The organism is Bifidobacterium sp. B4079 (assembly GCF_026537385.1).
GTDB lineage: Bacteria > Actinomycetota > Actinomycetes > Actinomycetales > Bifidobacteriaceae > Bombiscardovia > Bombiscardovia asteroides_I.
On record NZ_JAFNMH010000001.1, the window covers coordinates 601584 to 624797 of the forward strand.

A 23214-nucleotide genomic window follows, 5' to 3' on the forward strand; every position below is an offset into this window, starting at 1 on the left:
GGAGCGAACGTGAAGAAGACCGGCTTTGCACGGCATTTGTCAGGCTTGCTGGCCCTGCTGGTATGCCTGTTCATGGTGGCATCGGCTGGTGCCTGCGGTCCGGCCATGATCGGAGGGAAACCATCCTCCCCAAACGCCCCGCAGAGCCAGGCGACCTCCACGGCAGCTGCCGAAGTGCCCGGTCGAGTGGCCATTTTCACTCCCTCCGACGGCATCACCCTCTCCCAGCACACACCCATCAACAAGTGGGCCGCCCTGGTTCCAGAGCTCAAGGCGGCACTGACCAAGGAGCATCTTTCCGGCAAGCGCATCGATGCCTACACCAGCGGGAATCTGGAGGATCAAAGCAAGGAACTGCAGGATTACGTGGTCAACCGTCTTTCAGAGCGCAAGGCCGGGAAGACCGCAGAGCCGACCACACTGGTGGTGGCACCCATGACCTCGCCTGACTCCATTACCCGCCAGTATGGCGACTACATCAGCAAGTCACTGGATACTGATGCCAGAGACAAGGCGAGCGCACGCCTGGTCTCATCTCTGCGGCTGGCCGCGGGCGCGGGCATGCATCTGGTGCTGCTGGCCAATCAGGTGCCGGGCATTCAGCCGGATCTGTTCGTACAGTTGTCTGATGCACGGGCCATCGGTCAAATGCAGGCGGACAAGCTGGCCAGCAAGCTGGAGCTGGACAAGGCCAGCAAGAACAACCCCTGCCGCATCGAGATTCTGCTGCCGAACCGCACAGCCGAGACATCTTCCTCTGATGCCTCCTCTGCCGACAAGGATGCTGAAGCCAGCCAGGCTCAGCAGGGAAGGCAAGAGGAGCAGGATGCACAGAGTTCTTTCCCCGCCCAGGCCTTCGCCGGAATCTGGCAAGTGCTTGGCCCCTATTTCAGGGATGGCCGGGCTGTCAGCCCCTCGGGGCGCCTGCAAGCAGACAGCACCGAGAAGGACTGGCAGACGGTCACTTTTGACCCAGGCAAGGATGCTGCTGCTACCGGCAAGGAGCTGGCGACCCGTCTGGCCATGAGCGATGGCACCAAGACCCGTACCGAGGTGGACGGCATTCTGGCCATGAACGACTTCATTGTTTCCGGGGTGGTCTCTGAGCTCGGGGATCTGGGGTATCGAGGTACATCGGCAGATGTCAACCCGGAGATTTCCATATCAGGCATTGTCGGATCCATGGCCGGCCGCCAGGATCTGCATCGGCAGCGCGTTCCCAAACCCGCCCAGGACCCTGCAACCCGGAATCAGACAGGGTCGGATGCAGATTCTTCACAGCAGACCACGGGCAAAACTCAGGAAACCACGCCCTCGGACGACCATGCCGCCTGGCCCATCATCAGCGGATATGGCGCCTACGTGGACAACATCCCTCAAATCGTGGACGGACGTCAGTGGATGACCGGCCTAGAGGACAGGCTTGGGTTGGCGGCTGATATCGCCAAGGCTTGCATCGGCCTCAACAGCCAGGGTAAGGTGCCAGCCATGAACACGATCCAGGCCATCAACCAGAACGGCAAACAGGTGCGCCGCTTGTCAAGACCCTTGGTTGCGGTGTCAGCCTCCAACCTCAAGGCGACGCTGATCGATACCGGCTACATCAAACCGGCAGACGCGGGTCTCTGAGCATAGATCTCCCGCTCGATCCGATCCTCATACCGCTTGAGAACCTCCTGCCGGCGGGGCTTGTATGAGGCGGTGAGCAGACCGTTCTCTCGAGTGAAGTCCTGGTCCAGAATCAGATAGCGGCGAATGCCCTCGGCCCGGGAGACCTCGGCATTGGCCGCATCCACGGCACGGTCGACCTCGGTACGGATGATGGGGTTCCCCCCAGCCGCAGCAGCATCTTTCAAAGGCTCAGCGCCCTGGTCCCGCAGCCAGCGGTCAACCTCCTCGGGATTGAGGGTGATCAAGGCCGAGATGAATGGCCTGCGGTCCCCGATGACCATACAGTGGCTGATGATGGGCGAACGTTCAACGGCCGTCTCCAGCAACACCGGCGAGATGTTCTTGCCACCAGCAGTAATGATGATTTCCTTGCGCCGGCCAGTCAACCGAACGAACCCGTCCTCGTCCAGACTGCCCAGATCGCCGGTCAGCAGCCAACCGTCGCGAATCTGCCTGGTGGTGATTTCGGGATGGTTGTGGTAGCCCATGCAGACGTCGGGGCCCTTGACGCATAGCTGGTCCTCCTGGTCGATGCCCACGGTGATGCCGGGCATGGGCAGACCGATGGTGCCCAGCCGGTAGCCCTTGGTGGGGTTGACCGTCACCGGACCCATGGTCTCGGTCATGCCGTAGCCCTCCAGCAAGGGCAGGCCTATGCCATTGAAGAAGTCCGCAATGTCCCTGTCCAGAGGGGCTCCGCCCGAAATGGCATACTTGACCCGGCCACCCAGGGCCTCCAGGATGGGATCGTAGACAGTGCCCGTATACATGAGGTGCTTGGTCTTCAGCGACACAGGAACTCGGCTGCCGGTCTGCTGATGACGGGACCACTGCCTGGCCACACCTGCAGCATTCAGGAAAATTCTGCCCCTGGCGCCTGTGCCGGCTCGCTGGGATGCGGCGTTGTAGATCTTCTCGAAGATTCGCGGCACAGCCAGGATGAAAGTGGGTTTGAAGGTCTGCATGTCCTGGAGCAGATTGCGGATGGACCCGGTAAGCCCCAAGGTGAGGTCCGTGGCGATGGCGAAGAACTGCAGGCAGCGGGCGAAGGCGTGAGCCAGGGGTAGGCAGAGCAGAAGCCGTCTGCCCTCGCCCAGGCAGATGTCAGGGACTGCCTGAGCACCCGATCGCACAGTGAAGACGATGTTGCTATGGCTGAGTTCAATGCCCTTGGGCTTGCCCGTGGAGCCTGAGGTGTAGACGATGGTAGCCAGGTCGGAGCCTTGCACCGAGTCGGTCCGGGCTTGGAAGTCCGCCTGGTCCACCGCCCGTCCATAGGCGGTCATGGTGGTCAGAGCTCCCCTGGTGATCACATAAAGGTCGTTCAGATAGGCGCATTGAGAACGAACCGCGTCCACCCGGGCTCTCATGTCGTCATCCTCCAGAAAGGCCATGCCGACATGGGAGTCGTTGAAGATGCGCCGGATCTGATCAGGCGAGTCTGTCTCGTAGACTGGCACCGTCACCGCTCCAATGGCGAGGATGGCCATGTCCAGAGCAGTCCACTCCCATCTGGTGTGCGAGACGATGGCCACCGAATCCCCCCGACCTATCCCCCGGGCCATAAGCCCCTTGGCCAGTCCGATCACACGATCCAGAAACTCACGGGCCGTGATGGTGCTCCACTCACGTCCGCTCCGGTATTCGATCAAAGGATCATCCCCCAGGCGCTCCACCCTGTCCTCAAGCAGGGAGAAGACGCTGGCATCAGCATCTATCGGCTCCTCAAGCGGACGCGTGAATTCTTGCTGCATGTTCTGCATGACCACTCCCTGCTGAAACGGCGTTGTGCTTAACGATTCTAACCGCTCCCCCGGGCTGGCGATATACCCGGTCTGTAAACGCGCGAGTCACCTGAGTGGCGCTGTCGCTTCTATAAGGGTTTGAGTCGAATCCGATGCCCTCCGACTTTGGCACCGGGATCCAGATAATGGCCTTGGTCGTTTTTCAGACCCCAGTGCAGACATTCCTGAGCACAGTGGTCGGAGGCCCCTTCTACCTTTCCCCAAATTGCCCCGGCCTGCAGCCAGGTCCCTGTTGGCAGAGAGCTCTGTGCAGGCTCATAGGTGGAGACCAGGTTGCCGTGATGTATGGAGACCACGTCCTTGCCTGCTACGGAACCCGCGAAGGCGAGGATGCCGTCTGCCGGAGCACGGATAATACTGCCTTGCTCCGCCGCCAGATCAATCCCTCGATGACCGCTCAGCCACGGACGGTCCGGAGGGTCAAAGGGACGTATAACCCTTGGGGCGGCCTTATGGGCGGGTAGAGGTTCAAGCGGCCACAGCCAGCCCCGGCGGCAGACTGAGGTCGATGAGGCAACTCGACCGTTCTGCACCGGAGCTGCAGCCGAAGGCAGAGCCCGCGCAGGCTGAGCCGTGACGGTTGCCGTAGGCCCAGCGGCCGACAGGACAAGTGCCAGGATCAACACCAGCAGCGTCCTGGGAAACCAGGGAGGCCGACAGCCAGAAGGCATGATGGGCATCCGGTTGGCAACTCGCCCTATGCCCTTGTTCTTATGGTCACGCGCACAGGCCATAGTCGCACCTTCGTTCCGTCATCATGGGTACCCGATTGAGCGCCCACCATCATGATGGATTGGATGCCGGAATCGCAGTGATCGAGCAGGAACATGTGGTCGAATATGCAGTCGTCCACAGCTCGCCCAGACAGGAACCTGACAGTGATTGTTCATGCAAGAGTACAAGGAATGAGAAAAAGACCTGTCAAACGCGTTGACTGAATCTTGCATTATGGAAATCGAGAACCTTTCTTACAAAAGCAGGTAAAGGCCAGACCAACCGTCGCTGAATGCAGATAGATCCTCATGTGCATCTCGTCTGATGCAAAATATACGAATGAGAAACTACTGCCAGGATACTAAAAAAGTTGGAGAACTAAAATCAACCAAGCACACAGATGGCCAGCCTCAAAGCAAATCCACTAGAAATTGCTTCAACAAACGATCTCATTTCTGGTGGCTTTTAAATCACATTCAAAGGTCGGGCCCCCACTGCTCTGTTAGTTGCAGCTATTGCTACAGTATGTTTTTCTGTCGGGAACGCCAGGGTTGAATCTCTCTCAACGAGTCGGAAATCAGTCACAAAGGTCCTGGATTTGCCCTTGTACCCATGGATGCGCTCAATCAACATATCAATAGCATGCTCAACGTAGTCATTCAGGCATGGATCAATGGTCGTTAGTGATGGAGTCGAATAGGACGACTCCGGCACATCGTCGAATCCCACGACTTGGACATCTTCAGGGATACGGATTCCCTCGTTCTGCAAACCATGCAAGGCACCCAGTGCCATAGCATCAGTCAGGCAAATAATCGCATCCGGGCGTATACCTCTGGACAACATTTGTGTCACAGCCTGTACGCCACTGACTCCTTCCATCCAATCCTTCGGCAGAAGCATCCGCCAATCCACCGGCAGCCCCCGCTCTTCGAAGGCCTCTATATATCCCCTAATTCTCAGTTCCTGCAGGCCTTCGGTAGCGCACATGTATTCATTGCGCGTCTTTGACTTCTCCGGTGCACCGAAGACTGCTATATGACGACATCCCATATCCAGTAACCTGCCTGTGACATACCGAATGGCTCTCGTATTAGGCATAGTCACCCAGTCAACACGATCATAGGAGTTGTAATCACCGGCTAGAACGATCGGATAAGGCTGATCGAGGATGATGCCTCCGTTTTTTAAAGGCTGGTCCGAAAAAAGCAGCCACCCATCTGCTGACAGCTTTGTGATTTCGTCCATGATGACAGGCAGACCTGATCCGTCCGACCCGTATGTGCTAATTACTGTTCCGTATCCGTGTTTTCGTGATATGTCTATGACTTTATCTGCCAAATAAGGGGCGAATGGCTGCGAAAAATCGAAAATCCCCAGGCCTATAAGCTTGGTGGCACCCGTTTTTAATGAACGGGCCGATACATTGATCATGTAGCCAAGTTCACGAATGGAGTCCTGCACGCGTTTTCTGGTGGAATCACGCATGCTGCCTGTACCGTTGATGACATTGGACACTGTTTTGATGGAAACACCAGAATGCCTGGCTACATCCTTGATAGTCACTCTGGTTGTCAATAGAGCCCCTTACCAATCGGCAATTACATATATTCCGAATTCGCGCAACTCCACATAGTGGACTTATGCGAATTCGGAATACGTAACAACAATTCTATTTTCAGTTTATCTCAACAAAGAAGATACAGCCTAAACACCAGGCCCTTCCTTGAATCATGATTTGACCGATCCGGCCGTCAATCCTCCTACCCAGTACCTTTGCAGGAAGAGGAAAGCCAAGACCATGGGAATAATCGAGATGAAGGCTCCTGAAGTCACCAGATTCCAGACCTGTTCTGATGCTGCTCCGGCCTGGGATTTTGTCTGCCATTGGGTCAGTCCTACCGTGATCGGGAACAACTTTGGATTAGTGAGAACAACTTGGGGTAGGAAGAAGTTGTTCCAGGCACCCACGACGGACAGCAGAAAGACTGTAGTAATTGCTGGGATCATAATGGGCAGAGAAACTTGTGTGAAAGTTCTCAACTCGCCTGCCCCATCAACTCGAGCCGCCTCGATCATTTCATCGGGTAGGGATTGCATGCAGTAGATCCTCATCAGGTAAACACCCATCGGATTAAGCAGGGACGGCAAAAGCACAGCCCAAATGGTGTTGGTCATACCAATGTCAGACATCAGCAGGAACGTGGGTATCACCAAGGCTGTCGAAGGAATCATCAAAGCGCCGAGAACGATGTTGAAGTATAGATTTCGTCCACGGAATCTGAACTTGGAAAAACCATACCCGGCCATAACCGCCACTACCGTGGCGCCGAATCCTCCTACAAGAGCATAAAGGAAGGAGTTGAAAATCCAGCGCCAGTAAATGCCATCCTGATAGGTCGTAAGCTGGCTGATGTTCTTCCACAGGTCAAAATTCTTGTCGAACCACATAGAGCCATGGGCGCCGAAGAACAATCCAGAGTTCGACTTTGTAGAGGCAACGATCAGCCACCATACAGGCAGGAGGAAATAGACCATGGCCAATATCAGTACTACATACACAAAAACGCTGGTATTCCCCTGGACGCGCTTGGCACTTCTGCGAACGCCACTTGTTCTTGTGGCTGACATGTCAGTCCTCCAATCCAGACTGATGACGAGTCAGTCTCATGAACAAAACGCTGAATATCACTACGACCAATCCCAGAGCAAACGAAACCGTGGCAGAGTAATTAGTCTGGTTGTAATTGAAAGCAAGAGCTTGCGCATACATATTGGGCGTATACTCCGGCGGTATTACCGTTGGCGCCTGATTGCGCAGAATGGTGGGTTCGGTATAGAACTGCAAGGTGCCGATAAGGGAAAAGATGGTCACCATGACCAACGATCCTGACACCATCGGAACCTTGATTCTTGTAGCGATCTTCAGTTCAGAAGCCCCATCTATTCTGGCCGACTCATAAAGCTCATGCGGAATGGACTGCAAGGCCGAGTACAGAATTACCATGTAGTACCCCGTCCATTGCCAAGTCACGACATTGACCAATGAACCGAAGATGCCATTGGCGGTGAGGAATCCAGGAGTCTGCATTCCGAACAGCCCAAATATGGTAGTAAACGGACCCATATTCTTGGAGTACATAAATCCCCACATCAAGGCACCAATAACACCAGGAATCGCATAGGGCAGGAAGATAACCAGGCGAGAGACCGAAGCAAACCTGTTTTTAAAAGAGTCCAGGAGCAGCGCGAATATCAGCGCCAGACCCAATTGGATCGGAACCATGACAACGGTGTAGAGAATGACGCGCCCCATACCGACCAGGAATATCGAGTCAGTAAAAACGCGCTGATAATTGGCGAACCCCGAGAAGGACTCCCCGTTGACCTGTGTATAAGTAAACAATGATACATAGAATGCGTAAGCAAGCGGTATCACAAGAAACAGCAGAAAGATGACCCCAAAGGGAGCCGTGAAGAACCATCCCCACATTGCCCTATGACTGTTGCCGACATTGGCTTTCGTCTTTCTCGGCTTGACCATTGCGTTCGAAGCCATTTCAGAACCTCCTAAAAAGGAGGGACACCGATTACGACATCCCTCCAATTAAAATGAGCAGTCACTCTATGGTGAAACCTTGCTGCTTGGCATAATTGTTCAGCTTGGTTTCCAGAGCCTTCAGGGTCTCCTCGCAATCATTGCCTTTCTTGACAATTGCAGAGAAGGACTTGGTCTGTTCGTCATAGGCATAAGTCTGGAAGGGCAGGAACTCGTCGCCTTTCCAAGCATTAGCCACTGGAATAGTGACTTCATTAGGCTTTTGGTTGCCCAAAAATGGCTCTTGCATGTTCTTGAAAGCGTCCGATGCGAGCTGCTTCTTCCAAGATGGGAACAATGCGCCATCGGTGACACCGATATGCTGTGCTGTATCTGAGTCGAACAGATCGTGAGCAACATTGGCCGCTGCTTTGGTGTCTTTTGCTTGATCAGTTACAGCCCAAGCGGATCCTCCCTGGTTGACCTGAGGCGTGGAGTCATCCCAAACCGGTGCCTTATAGATCCTGAAATTCCCGCTTGAAGAATTGTCCAAGCCCTTGATGTAACCAGTCAGCCAGGAAGCCTGAACATAGGCGGCATACTTGCCGGAAATCATATTGTTGTTCCAGTCGGTCGTATTGGCGTCCGTGGTGTCGACCAGGCCCTCTTTGACCAGGTTCTGCCAGTACTTTAGAACCTTCTGCACGCCTGGGGCATCCAATTTAATGCCTACCTTGTCAGGCGTCTTTGACGAATACTTGTACACTTTCTCTCCAGCCTGAGCAAAGAGCGCAGGATTGACAGCAGTGCCGTTAGGAGCCCAATCGCTCAGGAATCCGTCGAAACCGGCGGCTTTAAGATCCTTGCCTGCCTGCTCGAATTCCTTCCAGGTGGTTGGAACTTTGACGTGGTATTTATCGAAGATGTCCTGACGCACATACATGACGAAGGGGCCAAGATCGACAGGAACGCCATAAACGGAGTTGCCGCCGCCCATGCTCACGCTCTTCCAGGCGCCTTCCGTGTACTCCTGCCTGTGATCATTCATGCCATACTTGCTAAGGTCAACCAGATGCTTCTGAACCCCCGCGACGAATTGCGGCATTGCTTCATATTCAAGCTGGATGATGTCAGGACCGCCGGACTTGGCCTTTATAGCATTATTGAATTTGGTGTATTCAGGACTTCCCTGTCCAGCGTTCGTCCAGCACACTTGAATATCATCGTGGTTCTCGTTGTAGTCATCGACTACTTTCTGAATGGCTGGATACCAGGCCCACACGGTGACCTTTTCTGCATTCGGCTTCTTAACCTTGTTCTGGCATTGTGCATTGGCATTCGCAGTTTTATCGCTGTGCTCAGCCTGACTTTCACTCTTGGCTCCTCCGCGGCCGCCACAGGCAGCCATGGAAATCGCCAAGACTCCCGAAAGCGCGGCTGCGATGATTCTCACAGTTCTCCTCATTATTTCTCCTTTGAATATATGTGGAAATGAATATATATGGAAAGCAACAATTTGCAATTATCAATCTATGTGAATAGCCGTCCACGAAACCGGAGGAAGCATGATACTCAGTTTGCCGTTCTCAAGGGTAAAGTCTTTACGCGTCCGCAAACAGACACGCTCGGGATCCCCAAGCGTATTGCGAGCAGCGATATCTTCATCATGGAGGCTCTGAACAACCACTTTCTCAGCTTTATAGAGTCCGGAAAGGTCGGAGCAATACTCCACGCTCCGATCAAGGCTGCGGTTGACAACGAAAACTGTCAGCGAACCATCGGCTCCTCTGACCACCACAGAGTCCGTCATCGGCACATCGCCATATTGACTGGTTTTGCATGCGTCAGAATCTTCCTGAGAGGGCAGCACACTGCCACCCTTTGCGTATTTGGCAGTCAGGGCAAACGGGAAGAAAATGGTTTGTCTCCAAGCAGGACCACCGGGCTCTGTCATGATTGGAGCAATGACGTTGACCAGCTGAGCCAGACTGGCGGCATGAACGACATCGGCATTTCTGAGCAGGGTGATCAGCAGGTCGCCAAACACCACTGCATCAGCAACCGAATATATATCTTCCAGAAGTCTGGAACCTTGAGGCCAGTTGCCTATACCTACTGGAGACTTACTCGGTTCCGCATCCTGATACCAAACATTCCATTCATCGAAAGATATATAGACCTTGTGCTTGCTCTTAAGTCTGCCACGAACCGCCGCTATGACTGAGGCTACATCGCGGATGAACCCATCCATATCGACGCCGGAAGCCAAGAAGCTGGCCATATCGCGATTGTGCGGCTCATAATACGCGTGGCAGGAAATGAAATTAATCTGATCGTAGGCTTCCTCCAGTACAGTGCGTTCCCATTCACCAAAGGTAGGCATACTGTGCGAAGAAGAGCCGCAGGCCACCAACTCTAGATCGGGGTCGACCATGCGCATCGCTGTTGCAGTCTGAGTAACCAGTCTGGCGTATTCATGGGCGGTCTTGTGACCGATCTGCCAAGTACCATCCATTTCATTGCCTAAGCACCACATCCGAATTCCGAACGGCTGCTCACGGCCATTACGTCGACGCGTGTCGGACAAAGCCGTGCCATAAGGAACATTGGCGTATTCAAGTAGATCAAGCGCCTCTTGAATACCCCGTGTACCAAGATTGACTGCCTCCATGAGCTCGTTGCCGCCCAGCTCGTCCAGCCAATCCGCCATCTCATGAAGACCGAATTCATTGCTTTCGCCCGAATGCCAGGCCAGATCAATGCGCTTAGGACGTTCAGAACGCGGTCCGACACCATCCTCCCAGCGATAGCCGGATACAAAATTCCCGCCGGGATAGCGGATAGCAGTGACGCCAAGCTCCTTTACCAAATCAATGACATCCTGTCTGAATCCCGCCTTGTCTGCAGTCGGATGATCAGGTTCGTAGATGCCTGTATAGATACCACGACCCAGATGCTCGACAAACGAGCCGAAAACGCGTTCATTGATGGGAATGGGCCTTGTCCGCGTGTCCAGAATCAGATGCGCTTTTCCAGGCTTTGATTGCTTCCGTTCTTCCATGGATCTGGTCTCCTTTCCCCTGCCTTTTGAATCCATCAGCAGTGCAGGGTGTCACCTTTTGAGTACAACGTTGTTTTCACTACGAAATATGCATAAGAACCATTTCTTTGCCTCGCCTTTTTCGTGCAGCCCTGCACATCACTGACTATACTATACAACAAAAAGAAAGGGCCGAATCAACAATACATACAACGTTGTTCTAATTTGACTGAAAAGACGCGCAACACGCATTCGCAGCAACACGATGTCTTAGGGATTTGTAGGGTCTTATGACTGGCATATATAGGCACAGCCCAAAGCCGACTTTCTGCACACGGGGTCAAAGAAAACACATAGAGAGACAGAGCCTCAACCATCTCCTATCAGCCACTCAGTCGAAACTAATAGACTGGCCCATTGCAAGGCAGACCTCTTCACCGCGGATAGCACCGATAGGGCTCACATAAAGAAAACCGCCGGAGAACCGGCGGTTGAGAGCTCCCGCAGCTGGGCTTGAACCAGCGACATTTCGATTAACAGTCGAACGCTCTGCCAACTGAGCTATGCGGGAATGTCCCGTTCAACTCTCGCTGAACACAATTACCATACTATAGTCAGGACCTCCGTATCCGACAAATTGGCGTGTCGATTACATGAGGATCCTGTCCATGGGCATGGCTGAATCAATGGAGAAGTCAGGTGCAGAGGGGGCCAGGCCAGCCTGAACCAGATTGACACCCAGCATGGCCACCATGGCACCGTTGTCCGTGCACAGGTTGATCTTCGGAATGCGGATCTTGATGCCCTCCTGGTCGCCGAACTCCTGAAGCTTGCCGCGCAGCTGAGAATTGGCTGAGAACCCGCCGCCGACAATCAAGGTATCCGTGTCGAACCTGTGGCAGGCGGCCATGGCCTTACGGGATAGGACAGTGGCCACGGAATCCGCCAGGGAGGCGCAGACATCTTCCACGGGAATGTCGAGCCCCGCCTGCTGTCTGCGTTCGACCCATCGAGCCACGGCGGTCTTGACCCCGGAGAAGCTGAAGTCGTAAGGATGTTCGATCCCGGCCCGACCCTTGGTCAGCCCCTGGGGCACGGCGATGGCGTGAGGGTCGCCCAGACGGGCATGGCGGTCGATGTGGGGACCTCCAGGATAGGGGAAGCCAAGCAGGCGTGCAATCTTGTCGAAGCACTCCCCTGCCGCGTCGTCCAGGGTGGTGCCCACCACCTGAACCGATCGCGCCAGGTCATCCACATGCAGCAGCGAGGTGTGGCCGCCTGAGACGATCAGGGCCAGGGCATTCTGAGGGAAGGGACCGAACTGGAGCTGAGTGACCGCTATGTGTCCGATGACATGGTTGATGCCGTACAAGGGTTTTTTCGCCGCCCAAGCCAGCGCCTTGGCACCGGAAACGCCTACGGCCAGGCAACCAGCCAGTCCCGGGCCAGCTGAGACCGCTATGGCATCCACCTGAGACAGATCCATATCCGCATCCTTCAGGGCCTTGGAGACTACCGGTACAAAGGATTCAGCATGTGCTCGCGAAGCGATCTCAGGGATGACGCCCCCATAGCGGGCATGCTCGTTCATGGAGGATGCCACCACGTTGGACAGCAGCCTGTTGCCCTGAACCAGGGCGGCCGCTGTCTCATCGCAGGTGGATTCGATGCCAAGCACCAGAGGCTCACTCATGGTCAATAATCCTTTCCTGTCCTTCTGAAAGCTCGCTTCCGACAGAACCCACCGGACCAGGCCCGGCCGAGCTTAAAGGTCTGGTCATCGCCCAGGCATCCACGCCTTCAGGCTGATAATAGCCTTTGCATAAGCCCGTCTGTGAGAAGCCGAAGTCCTCATATAGGTGAATGGCCGCGCGGTTGTCTACCCGCACCTCAAGGTTCATGCGCTGCAGACCCTGGCGATCGGCTCCAGCAATCAGCTTGGCCAGCAGGGATCCTGCAATGCCGCGATTCCGGGCTTCCGGCAGCACCCCGATGGTCATCAGCTCGGCATCCCGTTCGCCAGGCCAATACCCTCCGTAGCCTAGGATGGCGCCCTGATCTTCCCATACCAGGTAGGTGCGCGAGGGCGCAGACAACTCAAACCACAGCGCCTGCCGACTCCAGGCCTCATCATCGAAGACGCGCGCCTCCAGGTCGACCAGCTGGTCCAGGTCCTCCAAGGCCGCCCTGCGAATCATGACTGAACTGCTACGTGCTTAAGCGGATTGGGCACCGAGACGTCCGGTCGACGAAGGTAAAGCGGCTCCACGGGGTCGATCAGTCCCTGCTGGGCACGTCGGCATGCACAAGCCGCCATCAGACCTGTCCCCCGATTCCTATCCTCCAGGAAGGATCCTTCGTCCAGCACCACCCGTATATCCGGATGCTTGCCCAGACGCTCCCACTGGTCAGCGTAGCGACCGGCTCCGTGGCCGCTAATGACCAGAGTGGCAGGGCCCTGGTCAAGGGACTCCCGCTCTTCTGTGATGGCCGTAATTGTCTCACAGATAGCTGCTGGATAGTCGATGCTCATTTCGATCAGTGGTCGGGCCGGGGCTTCCGGGTCTCCAAAGTCATCAAAGAGACGGTAGTAGAGCTGCCGACGTCGAGCATCGTTGACAGCCAGAACCAGGAGCCGGGTATGGTCTTTGACCTGCTGCTTGAACCGGCTATAGGCATAGCGGGCCTGCGGCTCCAGGATGTCCTGTCCCAGCAGACGGGCGCCGGTGGCAAACGCCAGGGCTTTGGCGGTGACAATGCCTGACCGCAGACCGGTGAAAGGCGCAGGGCCCAGTCCCACCACGATGGTCTTCAAATCGTCTGCAGACAGCCCGGCCTGATCCATGACCTTGGCGATATTGACCTGGAGGCGTTCCACGTGCGAGCGCGAGTCGGTTTCGATGCAAGGCTCCCGTTCGGGCAGCCCAACAGTCGAGCCATATGAGGTATCGATCACCAAAAGGGGCGTATCGGTCCCGCTCATGCAGTCATCGCCTTTCTCATCTTCTCCAGTCTGGTGGCCCATGAAGGACCCACCCCACGCAGACGTACCATACGCTGACCCTGGGAGCTGGGTGGCGCGTCAAGATCTTCCCGGGGATCCACAGGTCGGTCGATGGTTACTTCCAGGCGTTGATCGGCCAGGGCAGAGGCCATCTGCTCGCCCCATTCCATCAGGATGATGGTCCTTTGGCCCGGGTCTTCCAATTCCTCATCCAGACCAAGGGACTCCAGCTCGTCAAGGAGCCGATCCACAGCATCCTCACCGGGCAGATAGCCCTGCCCTCCCAACCGATAGGCATCCACGTGGATCAGGGTGACCGGCGAGCCGTCTGACAAATGGCCATGCAACTCTCTTGCGATGGTAAACGTGGGAGAGACCACAGGGCCGTCCACTCCGAGTCCGATGCCCAGCCCCTGGGCCAGCGTGGTCTTGCCCGCCCCCAAGGGTCCAGACAGGAGGATCACGTCCCCGCCATGTAGGCACGAGGCCAGACTTCTGCCCAGACGTTGCATGTCCTCGTCCGTGGGAACGACCAGTTCAAATCCATCCTGTGGCCCGGTGCTGCCCTGCAGTCTCATGCCAATGTCCTTCCCTTGGCGGCAATCAACTCCACTGCCCGTTCCAGAGCATAGCGGGCATCTCCGCTGCTGGTTTTGCTGATCTCATCAGCCTGGGCCAAGGCCTCGATGCAGACCGCCAGACCGGAGGAGGTCCATCCACGCAGCTGCCTCTTGGCCTCCCGCAACTGCCAGTAGGCGGCCTTGGCCTCGGCTGTGATGATGGATCCCGACTCGATGGCCGCCTCCTTGCCCAGCGTGCGCAGCTTCAGGGCCAATACTCCGATAAGGGATACTGGTTCGTTACCCTGCTCCAGAGCTGAGCGCAAGGCGACGACAGCTTGTGCAGGCCTGCCAGCAAGAGCCCTGTCCGCCACGGCGAATCCAGATACAGCAGGGTTATCAGTCAAATACCGGTTGACGATCTCCAAGGTCATGGGATCCTGGTCAAAATCGAAGCAGAGCTGGGAACACATGGCGGCCAGTTCCGGAATGCGCTCGCCCAGGACATCCACCAGGCGCTGGGCCGCCCGTGGCTGAATGCGACGCTGGTGGGCCTTGAATTGCCCATAAACGAAGTCGACCTTGTCGTCGAACTTCTTCAGATCCGGTATATGCTCTATGACTGCTCCGGCCTGTGCCATCTGGTCCAGAAGCCTGCGACCCCGGTTGCCCCCGTCATGGCGCGCGATGACAATGCTGGATTCGGATTCTGCGGGCTCGCGGCAGAAATCCACTAAGGCCTGGGCCAAGGCCTCATCGGCCGCCTGCAGATCATCCAGAAGGACCACGGCTGTCTGGCTGAGCAGGGAGGGGCCAACCGCCTCTTGAAAGGTGTAAGCGTCGCAGTCTGCCGCATCCATCTCTATGTATTCGCTGTCCGGATGAGCGGCACATGCCTGTGCGCACAGCTCCTTGACGCGCTGCCCGTTGAAGAAGGGATCGCCGCCGACCACCAGATGGACGGAAGGGTTCTCCTGCTGAGCTTTGGTCATGACTCAAATCTCCCTTCATCACTGGACATTAACCTCGGTCGTTTTCTGAAGACCAACTGGGCTAGAAGGCCATTGGTCTGCCGCAGCCAGCCCTTGAGCGACCCCCAAGCCGATGGCCGAAAGGGGACCCCCGAATCCTCGTCTGTCACAGCCGACCATGAATGGTCCCGCATCTGGGCGCGGATGAGTCGAATCAGCCGATGATCGATCACAGCCATGAGACCCAGACCAAGCAGGCAGGCACTGCCAACTGGCCCAGGCGGCCAGGCCGCTGGAGCAGCCGCCTCACCCAGCCACGTGGCGGCAAAAGCCATGACTGCAGTACCCAGGGAGGTCAGTCGGGCCAGCAAGAGCCCCAATGGGGGCCAGAGCCAGGAGGTGAGCAGGGACAGCAGACCGGTCACAGTCGCAGCGTCGACCACAGGAGTGACCAGCAGGTTGGCCAGTGGGGCCAGCAGAGGCAGTCCGGGACTCATCAGCACCTGCACGGGAAGAGTCCCAGCCTGAGCGCACAGGGTCGTGGCCAATGGACGTGCCAGCAATGCCGGAAGATGGTCTTCAAGGAGGGCCGTCAACCACCGGTTGCCCAGGCCGATGCCCAGCACGGCACCACAGGAGAGCGCAAAGCCGAAGCTTGCAGCCATGGAAGGCCGCAGAATTAGTACCAGCAGGACGCACCAGGACAGCGTGTTCAACGACTGGGCAGGCCTGCAAGCAGCCAGAGCCAATGCCGAAAGGAGCCCCATAGCCTGAGCTCGCAAGACTGAATCCCCGGGGACCATCAGCATACCCAGACCCAGATAGGCTACAGACAAAACCAAGGCCATCAGCAAGGGCGGCGAGCGCAGGGCCCGCATGATCAAAACCAGCAACGAGGCCAGGATCATAAAGTGCCCGCCGGAGACAGCCATTAGATGAAGGATGCCCGATGTCCGGAAATCCTGGGTCAGACGGGCGACATAGGCGGGTTCCACTGCCGGCCTGCCCAGCGAACCACCCGACCCGGGCAGGGCCTGGTTACCCAGGATGCCCATGGTCAATCCCGGTACCAGGATCCGCCCCTGGTCGTCCAGCCTGCTGGTCTGTTCGAGAAAGGCTCCTTGCATGCGAGCGATCAATCGCCTACAAAGTCCTGGCGGTCTGACCTCTTTTATGCGGCTTTCCACAGCCAGCCAAGGCATAGGGCGGCCGTAAGCGGAGCGCTCCAAGAGACCTCGTGCGCGATACTGTCCGCCCTGCCGCAGCAGGCATGACCGGCCACGGCCAAAGAGCAAGATCCGTTCATCAGAGGGCATGCGCACCCTAGCCACAGTCACCCATTGCAACTTGAGTTCCGCCTGGCAGTCCCAGCCTCGACGAGAGGATGAGCTCATAAGTCCCACACCTTTGCCACGCACTTCGGCCAGCGCCTTCCCCTGACGGATCTGACGGGCTGCCGGCCCGCCACGCACTGTCTCATGACCAACTGCGGCGGCAGTTGCCGCAGCCAAAGCTACTGCAGCCAGTACGGCCACCATCGGTAGCCTCCGAGGACCAAACCAAGCGGACGTCAACGTTGACGAGACAGAAATAGACATAGAAGAAGAGCGGAACGAGGAGGATCTATGAGCGGAATAGCGCCTGAGGACAGCATACAAGCGATGATCTGAAAACCGGCGCAACCAATGAAACCGACTATTCCAATGAGTCGCGTTCACATGACTGGTGTTCCTGGTGTCCAAATAGCCGGTGTCTATAGTGTTCGTAGTATCCACGCAGGGTGTATGCCTATGGTCTTTGCTCCAACGACTTTTGCCCCAATTATTCCTGTTCCCAAGACGCGTGCACACTCGGGGCAGATGGTTCCGTCTCCATGAGCGATGGAGCCGACGAAATACCCGACTCCTGCAATCGGGGTCCTCTGCGGCGACCAAGCGGACGAATTTGGTGGCAAGCAGGAGCATTGTAAGGAGTAATGGAAGAGCCAGGACGAGCGGCATCAGCCAGACCGTCGTACCCATGCCTCCACCGGCCATGCCGCCTCTGGATTCCCCCACGGACTTGGCCCAGTCGCCGCCCTTGGCTGATCCTGCCGCCGATCCGCCCATGCTCCGGTCCAGCAGCCAAGGGACCAGCAGGGCAACCGCCCAAGCCAGACAAGCAGCAGGTAGCATCCGAAGATTGCGGCTGCCGTTCTCCCGGTCAGTTGCATCGTAGACCCCATCGTGAACTCTTGAATGACCTGCTATCATTGCGCCACCAGATATGGGCGTAATCGGGCCAGGGTCTTGGCGCCGATGCCAGAAACATCCAGAAGCTGGTCTACTGAGGTGTAGCGGCCGCCAATGGCGCGCCGATGCTCCAGTATTTTTGCTGCCGTGACCGGACCGATCCCTTTGACGTTTTCCAGATCCTGTTGGCTGGCGGCATTGATGTTCACACGTCCTGCCTGATCGACCTTCCCCGTGCCGGCACTTGAGGCCGCGACTGCAGGGGCATTGTCGACTCTGTCAGCATCTTGGGCGGATCCTGAGACTGGATCAGCCTGCTCGCCGCCTACCTCACCCTGAGTATCACGGCTGCGGTCTTTTCCAGAAGCATGCTTGCCTCGATGTGCCGCACTGTTTGCATCACCGTTCACCTGAGCCGACGACCTAGTCCCAGATTCATCTACTCCCCCAGCCAGCACCCGTCCCTGCTGGGCAAGCAGGGTCAGACTGACCGCGAGGGCCGCCACCAGAATGAGGATGGCTGTCAAGGCCTGAAGCGGCGTAAACGACCAGACGGGCCTATCCCGTCGAACCTGGGAGTTGGCCTTGCCTTCGGCTGACCGCTCCGACCGAATTGATTGATTCAAGGCCAGAGCCTGCAGGGGCGGCGCCGGCGGCTGGGTGATGTTGATGCTCATGGGCCCAGCATGGCATGAAAAGCCCCCCGATATGTGGCCGAGGGGCTATGTGGTCGAAAATCATCGCCTGTCCACAGCCTGGCTGCGGGCAACGCAGAATCAGGCTGGCACGACCGAAACGATCTTGGGCGCCTTGACGATGACCTTCCGCGGCTCCTTGCCGCCCAGCCGCTCCTGAACGGCGGGCAGGGACAAGGCCAAGGTCTTGAGCTGGTCGGGCGCGATGTCGGGGCTGACCTGCAGCTTGCCGCGGACCTTGCCCTTGACCTGGACCACGGCAGTGACTGTGTCCTCGCCAAGATAGCGCTCATCCCAGGTCGGCCAGTGGGCATGCGCCAGGGACTCCTTGTGACCCAGCCGGCTCCAGAGCTCCTCGCAGATATGGGGGGCGATGGGAGAGAGCATGAGCACCAGTGGCTCAATGGCTGCCCTGGGCGTCGGATTTAGCCCGGTCAGATGGTTGTTGAGCACGATCATCCTGGCAATGGCCGTGTTGGGCCGCATGGCCTCCATCTCCACCGTTACATCATGGATGGTGGTGTTGAGCAGCTTCAGGGTTTTCTGGTCGGGCTCTCCCTCGTCCAGAACCACTTCGCCGGTCTGCTCGTCCACCACATTGCGCCAAAGCCGTTGCAGGAAGCGCATGCCGCCCACCACGTTGCGTGTGTTCCAGGGCCTGGACTCGTCTAATGGGCCCATGCTCATCTCGTAAAGGCGGAAGGTGTCAGCCCCATAGGTGCGATACATGTCATCAGGGGTGATGATGTTCTTGAGGCTCTTGCCCATCTTGCCGAACTCGCGGTTGACCGGCTGCCCCTGCCAGGAGTAGCTGACCTTGCCGCCCTCCTCATGTTCTTCTACCTCGGCGGCCGGCACGTATTGGCCGCGCCGGTCCGTGTAGGCGTAGGCCTGGATCATCCCCTGGTTGAAGAGCTTGTGGAAGGGCTCCTTGGACGAGACGTATCCCAGATCGTAGAGGACCTTGTGCCAGAAGCGGGCATAGAGCAGGTGCAGGACCGCGTGCTCCACGCCGCCCACATAGAGGTCAACTCCGCCTGACTCTCCGGCCGTAGAGTTATGCTTGGGGCCCAGCCAGTAGTCGTATTCCTCCGGATCGACCATATGCTGATCGTCCTTAGGGTCGATGTAGCGCATGTAGTACCAGCAAGAACCAGCCCAGTTGGGCATGGTGTTGGTGTCCCTGTGGTAGACCTTGGGGCCGTCGCCCAGATCCAGGGTTACATTCACCCAGTCCTGGTTGCGGCTCAGTGGTGCCTCGGGGCTGGACTGGGCATCTTCGGGATCAAATGTCTTGGGCGAGTAGTCGGGCACATCCGGCAGGGCCACCGGCAGCTGGTCGTCAGGCAGCAGGTGGGGCAGGCCCTGGTCGTCATAGACCACCGGGAAGGGCTCGCCCCAATAGCGCTGCCTGGAGAAGAGCCAGTCACGCAGCCGGTAGGAGACCGTCCCATGGCCCACACCGGCCGACTCCAGCCATTCGGTTACCTTCTCGATGGCCTGATCAACCCGCAAGCCGTCCAAGCTGAGCTGGTCGCCAGCAGCCTGTGTGGCCCGGACCGAAGAGTTGACCACAATGCCGTCGTGAGAGACGAAAGGCGCCTTGCCTCGATAGCCATCCAGCGTCTGACCGGATTCAGGCAGCGGACTGACTGTATAGACGACGGGAAGACCGTACTTAACGGCGAAGTCATAATCGCGCTGATCGCCACCAGGCACAGCCATGATGGCTCCGGTGCCATAGTCCATCAGCACGTAGTCGGCAGTGAAGATGGGCAGCTTGGCCCCGGTAATGGGGTTGACCGCGTACAGGCCGGTAAAGAGGCCGGTCTTGGCTCCGCCTTCATCCACGCGATCCTTGGCGGTCTTAGCCTCGGCGGCCCTGCGATAGGCCTGCACGCCTTCCGCAGGATTGGCATAGCCGCCCTTCCACTGCTCAGGCACGTCCTCAGACCACTCCTGGGGCAGGTGCTGCAGCAGGTCATGCTCGGGCGAGACTACAGCGAAGGTGGCGCCAAAAAGCGTGTCGGGACGGGTGGTGTAAACCTCCATGATCTGATCGCCGTCAGGGCTGGGCACGGTGAAGTCCACTGATGCCCCGTGCGACTCCCCGATCCAATTGCGCTGCATGAGCTTGACCTTTTCCGGCCAGTCCAGAATGTCCAGATCCTCCAGAAGCCGGTGACCATAGGCGGTGATGCGCATGGACCACTGCTTGAGCTCACGCTGGTAGACCGGGTAGTTGCCGCGCTCGGAGCGCCCCTCCGCAGTCACCTCCTCGTTGGCCAAGACCGTGCCCAGTCCGGGGCACCAGTTGACCGGCGAGCGCGAGATGTAGGTCAGGCGGAAGTCGTTGAGCACCTCGGAGCGCTCAGCCTCGTCCAGGTCATCCCAGGAGGCATCAGCATGGCCAGGGATGGGCCTGCTCCCGGACTTGAAAGCCTCGACCAACTCGCTGATAGGCCTGGCCGAGCCCGTCCCCCCGTCCGCACGACGGTAGTCAGGGTCGTACCAGGACTCGTAGATGCGCGAGAAAATCCACTGGGTCCAGCGCACGTAGTCGGTATCGATGGTGGCGAAGGAGCGGCGGTCGTCGAAGCTGAGTCCCAGCCTGTGCAGCTGCCAGCGCATGTTGGCGATGTTCTGTTCGGTGGTGACCCGGGGGTGCTGGCCGGTCTGGACTGCATACTGCTCGGCGGGCAGGCCGAAGGCGTCGTAGCCCATGGCGTGCAGGACGTTCTCGCCCTTCATCCGGTGGTAACGACTGACCACGTCGGTGGCGATGTAGCCCAGGGGGTGGCCCACATGCAGGCCCTTGCCTGAAGGATAGGGGAACATGTCGATGACGAAGTAGGGACTGCGGCCTTCAGCGTGCTCCCCTTGGGCATCTGTCAAGTCGCCCTTGGTGTTGGCGGCCCAGAAGGTGCCCTCCTTGTCCCAGCGCTGCTGCCAGTGCTCCTCGATGGTTTGCGCCATGGCGGCATCGTAGCGGAATTGAGGCTGATCGGATTCCTGGGTCTGCTGATGATCCCTGTCTTCATTCGCGTTCATAAGGTGAATTATCGCCATTCACATGGACACGGCCGGGCCAGTGTCCAACATCCGTCGTCCTGGCGGGAGCCGTGCTCAGTGGTCGTCAGGCTGCAGGGCGCGAGCGGCGCCATTATTGGAGAAGCCGATTGACCTTGAGGCTCTACCCAGGGCGGCCCTGAAGGATCCGTCCCGCATCATCCTCTTCAGGGCCTGGTCAATGACGTTCACCAGTTCCGGATCCCCGTGGGGCACCCCGATGCCGTATCGTTCATGGGAGAAAGGCTTTCCCACTAGGCGCAGCTGACCGCCGCCGCGAACATGAGCCAACCCGGCCAGGACAAAGTCGTCGCCGCTGGCTGCATCGGTGTCCCCGCTGAGCAGGGCCGTGATGCACTCAGGGAACTCCTCCCGCTCCTGGACCAGGGCTTGGGGAGCCAGCGAGCGCACCAGAGCCCCGGAGGTGGACCCCGCTGCCACGCAGACCCGCTTTTGGGCCAAGTCATCCACCCCGGCGATGTCGCTCTGAGTGCGGCGAACCAGCAGGTCCTGCGCCGCAGCCAGGTAAGGCCCGGCGAAATCCACCAGCCTCTGCCGATCCTGGGTAATGGAATAGCCGGCCACGACCATGTCCACCTTGCCCTGTTCGAGCATGCGCTCGCGGTCCGCAGGCTTCACCTGGCGGAAAACAATCTGCGACTCGGCGTATCCCAGCTCGTGGACCACGTACTGGGCCACATCCACATCCAGACCCCGGTACTGGCCGGACTGGGCAAATCCAAGGCCGGGCTGGTCGAAGGAGATGCCCACGCTGATCTTGGGCCCGATGGAACCCGCCCGGTAGCGATCCTCCTGGCGGCCGCACCCGCTCAGAGGCACCGCCATGACCAGCGCCACCAGGGCCGCCGCAATTCTGCGTGCAAACATGACCGGGCCCCTACTTGAACATTCTCGAGCGCGTCAGGAACCAGGTCACCAAGGCGGTCAGCAGGCCTGACAAAATCACCACGACCGCGAAGCCCCAGGGTTTGTCGGTGAAGGGCATGCCGAACATGCCCTGGTTGAAGTTCATGCCATACATGGAGAAAATCAGCGTGGGCACCGACAGGCTGATGGAGATGATGGTGAAGATCCTCATCACATTGTTGACGTTGTTGGAGACGATGGAGGCAAAGGCGTCGGTCATGTTCGAAAGCACGCTTGAGTAAATGTTGGCCATCTCAATGGCCTGCTTGTTCTCGGTGATCACATCGCCCAGGAGGTCCTCGTCGTCCGGGTAGCGCTTGATCCTCTCCAACCCGGTCAGCTTCTCCAGGACGATCTCATTGGACTTGAGGCTGGTGGCGAAGTAGACCAAGGTCTTGTTGAGCTCCAGCAGCATGAGGATCTCTCGGTTCTGCATGGAGTGACGCAGCTTGAGCTCCAGCCGGTCCGACTCGCGGTCAATGATGCGCAGGTAGCGCAAGTAGAGGGTGGCGTTGCGGTAGAGGATCTGCAGGATGAAGCGGGACTTCATGAAAGTGTTGAAACCCCGGATGGTGCCTTCCATAAAGGGGTGGAGCAGGACGGTGTCCTGCATGCAGACGGTGACAATCAGATCCTCGGTGACGATGATGGACAAAGGAATGGTCTCGTAGTAGTCCCGGCCGTCGCGCTCCTCGGCCCGGGGAATGTCGACGATGACCATGGTGTACTCGTCTTCCACGTCCACACGCGAGCGCTCCTCATCGTCCAAGGGAGCGCGCAGGTCAGCCAAGTCTATGCCAGTAGCTTGGGAGACGTTGGCCAGCTCGACATCGGTAGGCGCCGATAAGCATATCCATGAGCCCTTGGAAGCCTTGCCGATCTGCTCGATCTGCCCGTTCATGGTGCTGAATACTCTCATCATCGCCATCACCGCCTCTCGTGCTCGAACCTGGCCGACGTGTCTGGCCGAACCGATAGTAGCAGATAAC

Annotated in this window: 18 protein-coding genes and 1 tRNA gene; 1 reads left to right on the forward strand and 18 read right to left on the reverse strand. The window is 57.8% G+C overall.

Annotation, left to right across the window (positions count from 1 at the left end; all coding sequences use genetic code 11):
- Positions 1-9: 9 nt before the first annotated feature.
- A complete protein-coding gene (locus tag J3T95_RS02600; protein WP_267450294.1) occupies positions 10-1629 on the forward strand; it encodes a hypothetical protein in 1620 nt (539 codons plus the stop codon).
- On the opposite strand, the gene J3T95_RS02605 is transcribed toward J3T95_RS02600, so the two are convergent.
- From J3T95_RS02605 to J3T95_RS02685, 18 genes are all read right to left on the reverse strand, one after another.
- A complete protein-coding gene (locus J3T95_RS02605; protein WP_267450574.1) occupies positions 1599-3425 on the reverse strand; it encodes an AMP-dependent synthetase/ligase in 1827 nt (608 codons plus the stop codon). The genes J3T95_RS02600 and J3T95_RS02605 overlap by 31 nt on opposite strands.
- Before the next feature lie 119 nt (positions 3426-3544).
- A complete protein-coding gene (locus tag J3T95_RS09190) occupies positions 3545-4210 on the reverse strand; it encodes a M23 family metallopeptidase (protein ID WP_416378733.1) in 666 nt (221 codons plus the stop codon).
- A gap of 445 nt (positions 4211-4655) precedes the next feature.
- Positions 4656-5768 (reverse strand): LacI family DNA-binding transcriptional regulator, encoded by a 1113-nt coding sequence (locus J3T95_RS02610; RefSeq protein ID WP_324123847.1) that lies wholly within the window; start codon positions 5766-5768, stop codon positions 4656-4658.
- 153 nt (positions 5769-5921) lie between these two features.
- Positions 5922-6821, reverse strand: coding sequence for a carbohydrate ABC transporter permease (locus J3T95_RS02615; RefSeq protein WP_220237266.1), 900 nt, complete (start codon positions 6819-6821; stop codon positions 5922-5924).
- A gap of 1 nt (position 6822) precedes the next feature.
- Positions 6823-7749: a carbohydrate ABC transporter permease gene (locus J3T95_RS02620; protein WP_220237265.1), complete on the reverse strand. Its 927-nt coding sequence runs from the start codon at positions 7747-7749 to the stop codon at positions 6823-6825.
- 61 nt (positions 7750-7810) lie between these two features.
- Complete coding sequence (locus tag J3T95_RS02625; RefSeq protein ID WP_267450296.1) at positions 7811-9181, reverse strand: ABC transporter substrate-binding protein; 1371 nt, start codon at positions 9179-9181, stop codon at positions 7811-7813.
- A gap of 72 nt (positions 9182-9253) precedes the next feature.
- Positions 9254-10789, reverse strand: coding sequence for an arabinosylfuranosidase ArfA (gene arfA / locus J3T95_RS02630; protein ID WP_267450297.1), 1536 nt, complete (start codon positions 10787-10789; stop codon positions 9254-9256).
- Positions 10790-11266: 477 nt separating this feature from the next.
- Positions 11267-11339, reverse strand: a tRNA-Asn gene (locus J3T95_RS02635).
- Between the two features lie 78 nt (positions 11340-11417).
- Complete coding sequence (gene tsaD, locus J3T95_RS02640) at positions 11418-12461, reverse strand: tRNA (adenosine(37)-N6)-threonylcarbamoyltransferase complex transferase subunit TsaD (protein ID WP_267450298.1); 1044 nt, start codon at positions 12459-12461, stop codon at positions 11418-11420.
- Positions 12454-12966, reverse strand: a complete 513-nt coding sequence (gene rimI / locus J3T95_RS02645) for a ribosomal protein S18-alanine N-acetyltransferase (protein ID WP_267450299.1) — start codon at positions 12964-12966, stop codon at positions 12454-12456. Before rimI ends, tsaD begins: the two co-directional genes overlap by 8 nt.
- Entirely contained in the window at positions 12963-13751 is a 789-nt protein-coding gene (gene tsaB, locus J3T95_RS02650; RefSeq protein WP_267450300.1) for a tRNA (adenosine(37)-N6)-threonylcarbamoyltransferase complex dimerization subunit type 1 TsaB, read from the reverse strand. The genes rimI and tsaB overlap by 4 nt, the downstream gene beginning before the upstream one ends.
- A complete protein-coding gene (gene tsaE / locus J3T95_RS02655; RefSeq protein ID WP_267450301.1) occupies positions 13748-14350 on the reverse strand; it encodes a tRNA (adenosine(37)-N6)-threonylcarbamoyltransferase complex ATPase subunit type 1 TsaE in 603 nt (200 codons plus the stop codon). Before tsaE ends, tsaB begins: the two co-directional genes overlap by 4 nt.
- A complete protein-coding gene (holA, locus tag J3T95_RS02660) occupies positions 14347-15324 on the reverse strand; it encodes a DNA polymerase III subunit delta (protein ID WP_267450302.1) in 978 nt (325 codons plus the stop codon). The genes tsaE and holA overlap by 4 nt, the downstream gene beginning before the upstream one ends.
- The gene (locus J3T95_RS02665; RefSeq protein WP_267450303.1) at positions 15321-16841 is read right to left on the reverse strand and encodes a ComEC/Rec2 family competence protein; all 1521 of its coding nucleotides are present in this window, start codon (positions 16839-16841) and stop codon (positions 15321-15323) included. The genes holA and J3T95_RS02665 overlap by 4 nt, the downstream gene beginning before the upstream one ends.
- A 710-nt stretch (positions 16842-17551) precedes the next feature.
- Entirely contained in the window at positions 17552-18211 is a 660-nt protein-coding gene (locus J3T95_RS02670) for a ComEA family DNA-binding protein (RefSeq protein ID WP_267450304.1), read from the reverse strand.
- A 99-nt stretch (positions 18212-18310) separates the two neighbouring features.
- Positions 18311-21280, reverse strand: a complete 2970-nt coding sequence (gene leuS / locus J3T95_RS02675; protein WP_267450305.1) for a leucine--tRNA ligase — start codon at positions 21278-21280, stop codon at positions 18311-18313.
- A 75-nt stretch (positions 21281-21355) separates the two neighbouring features.
- A complete protein-coding gene (locus J3T95_RS02680; protein ID WP_267450306.1) occupies positions 21356-22186 on the reverse strand; it encodes a glutamate ABC transporter substrate-binding protein in 831 nt (276 codons plus the stop codon).
- Positions 22187-22196: 10 nt separating this feature from the next.
- Positions 22197-23147, reverse strand: a complete 951-nt coding sequence (locus J3T95_RS02685; protein WP_220237402.1) for a magnesium transporter CorA family protein — start codon at positions 23145-23147, stop codon at positions 22197-22199.
- Positions 23148-23214: the final 67 nt, after the last annotated feature.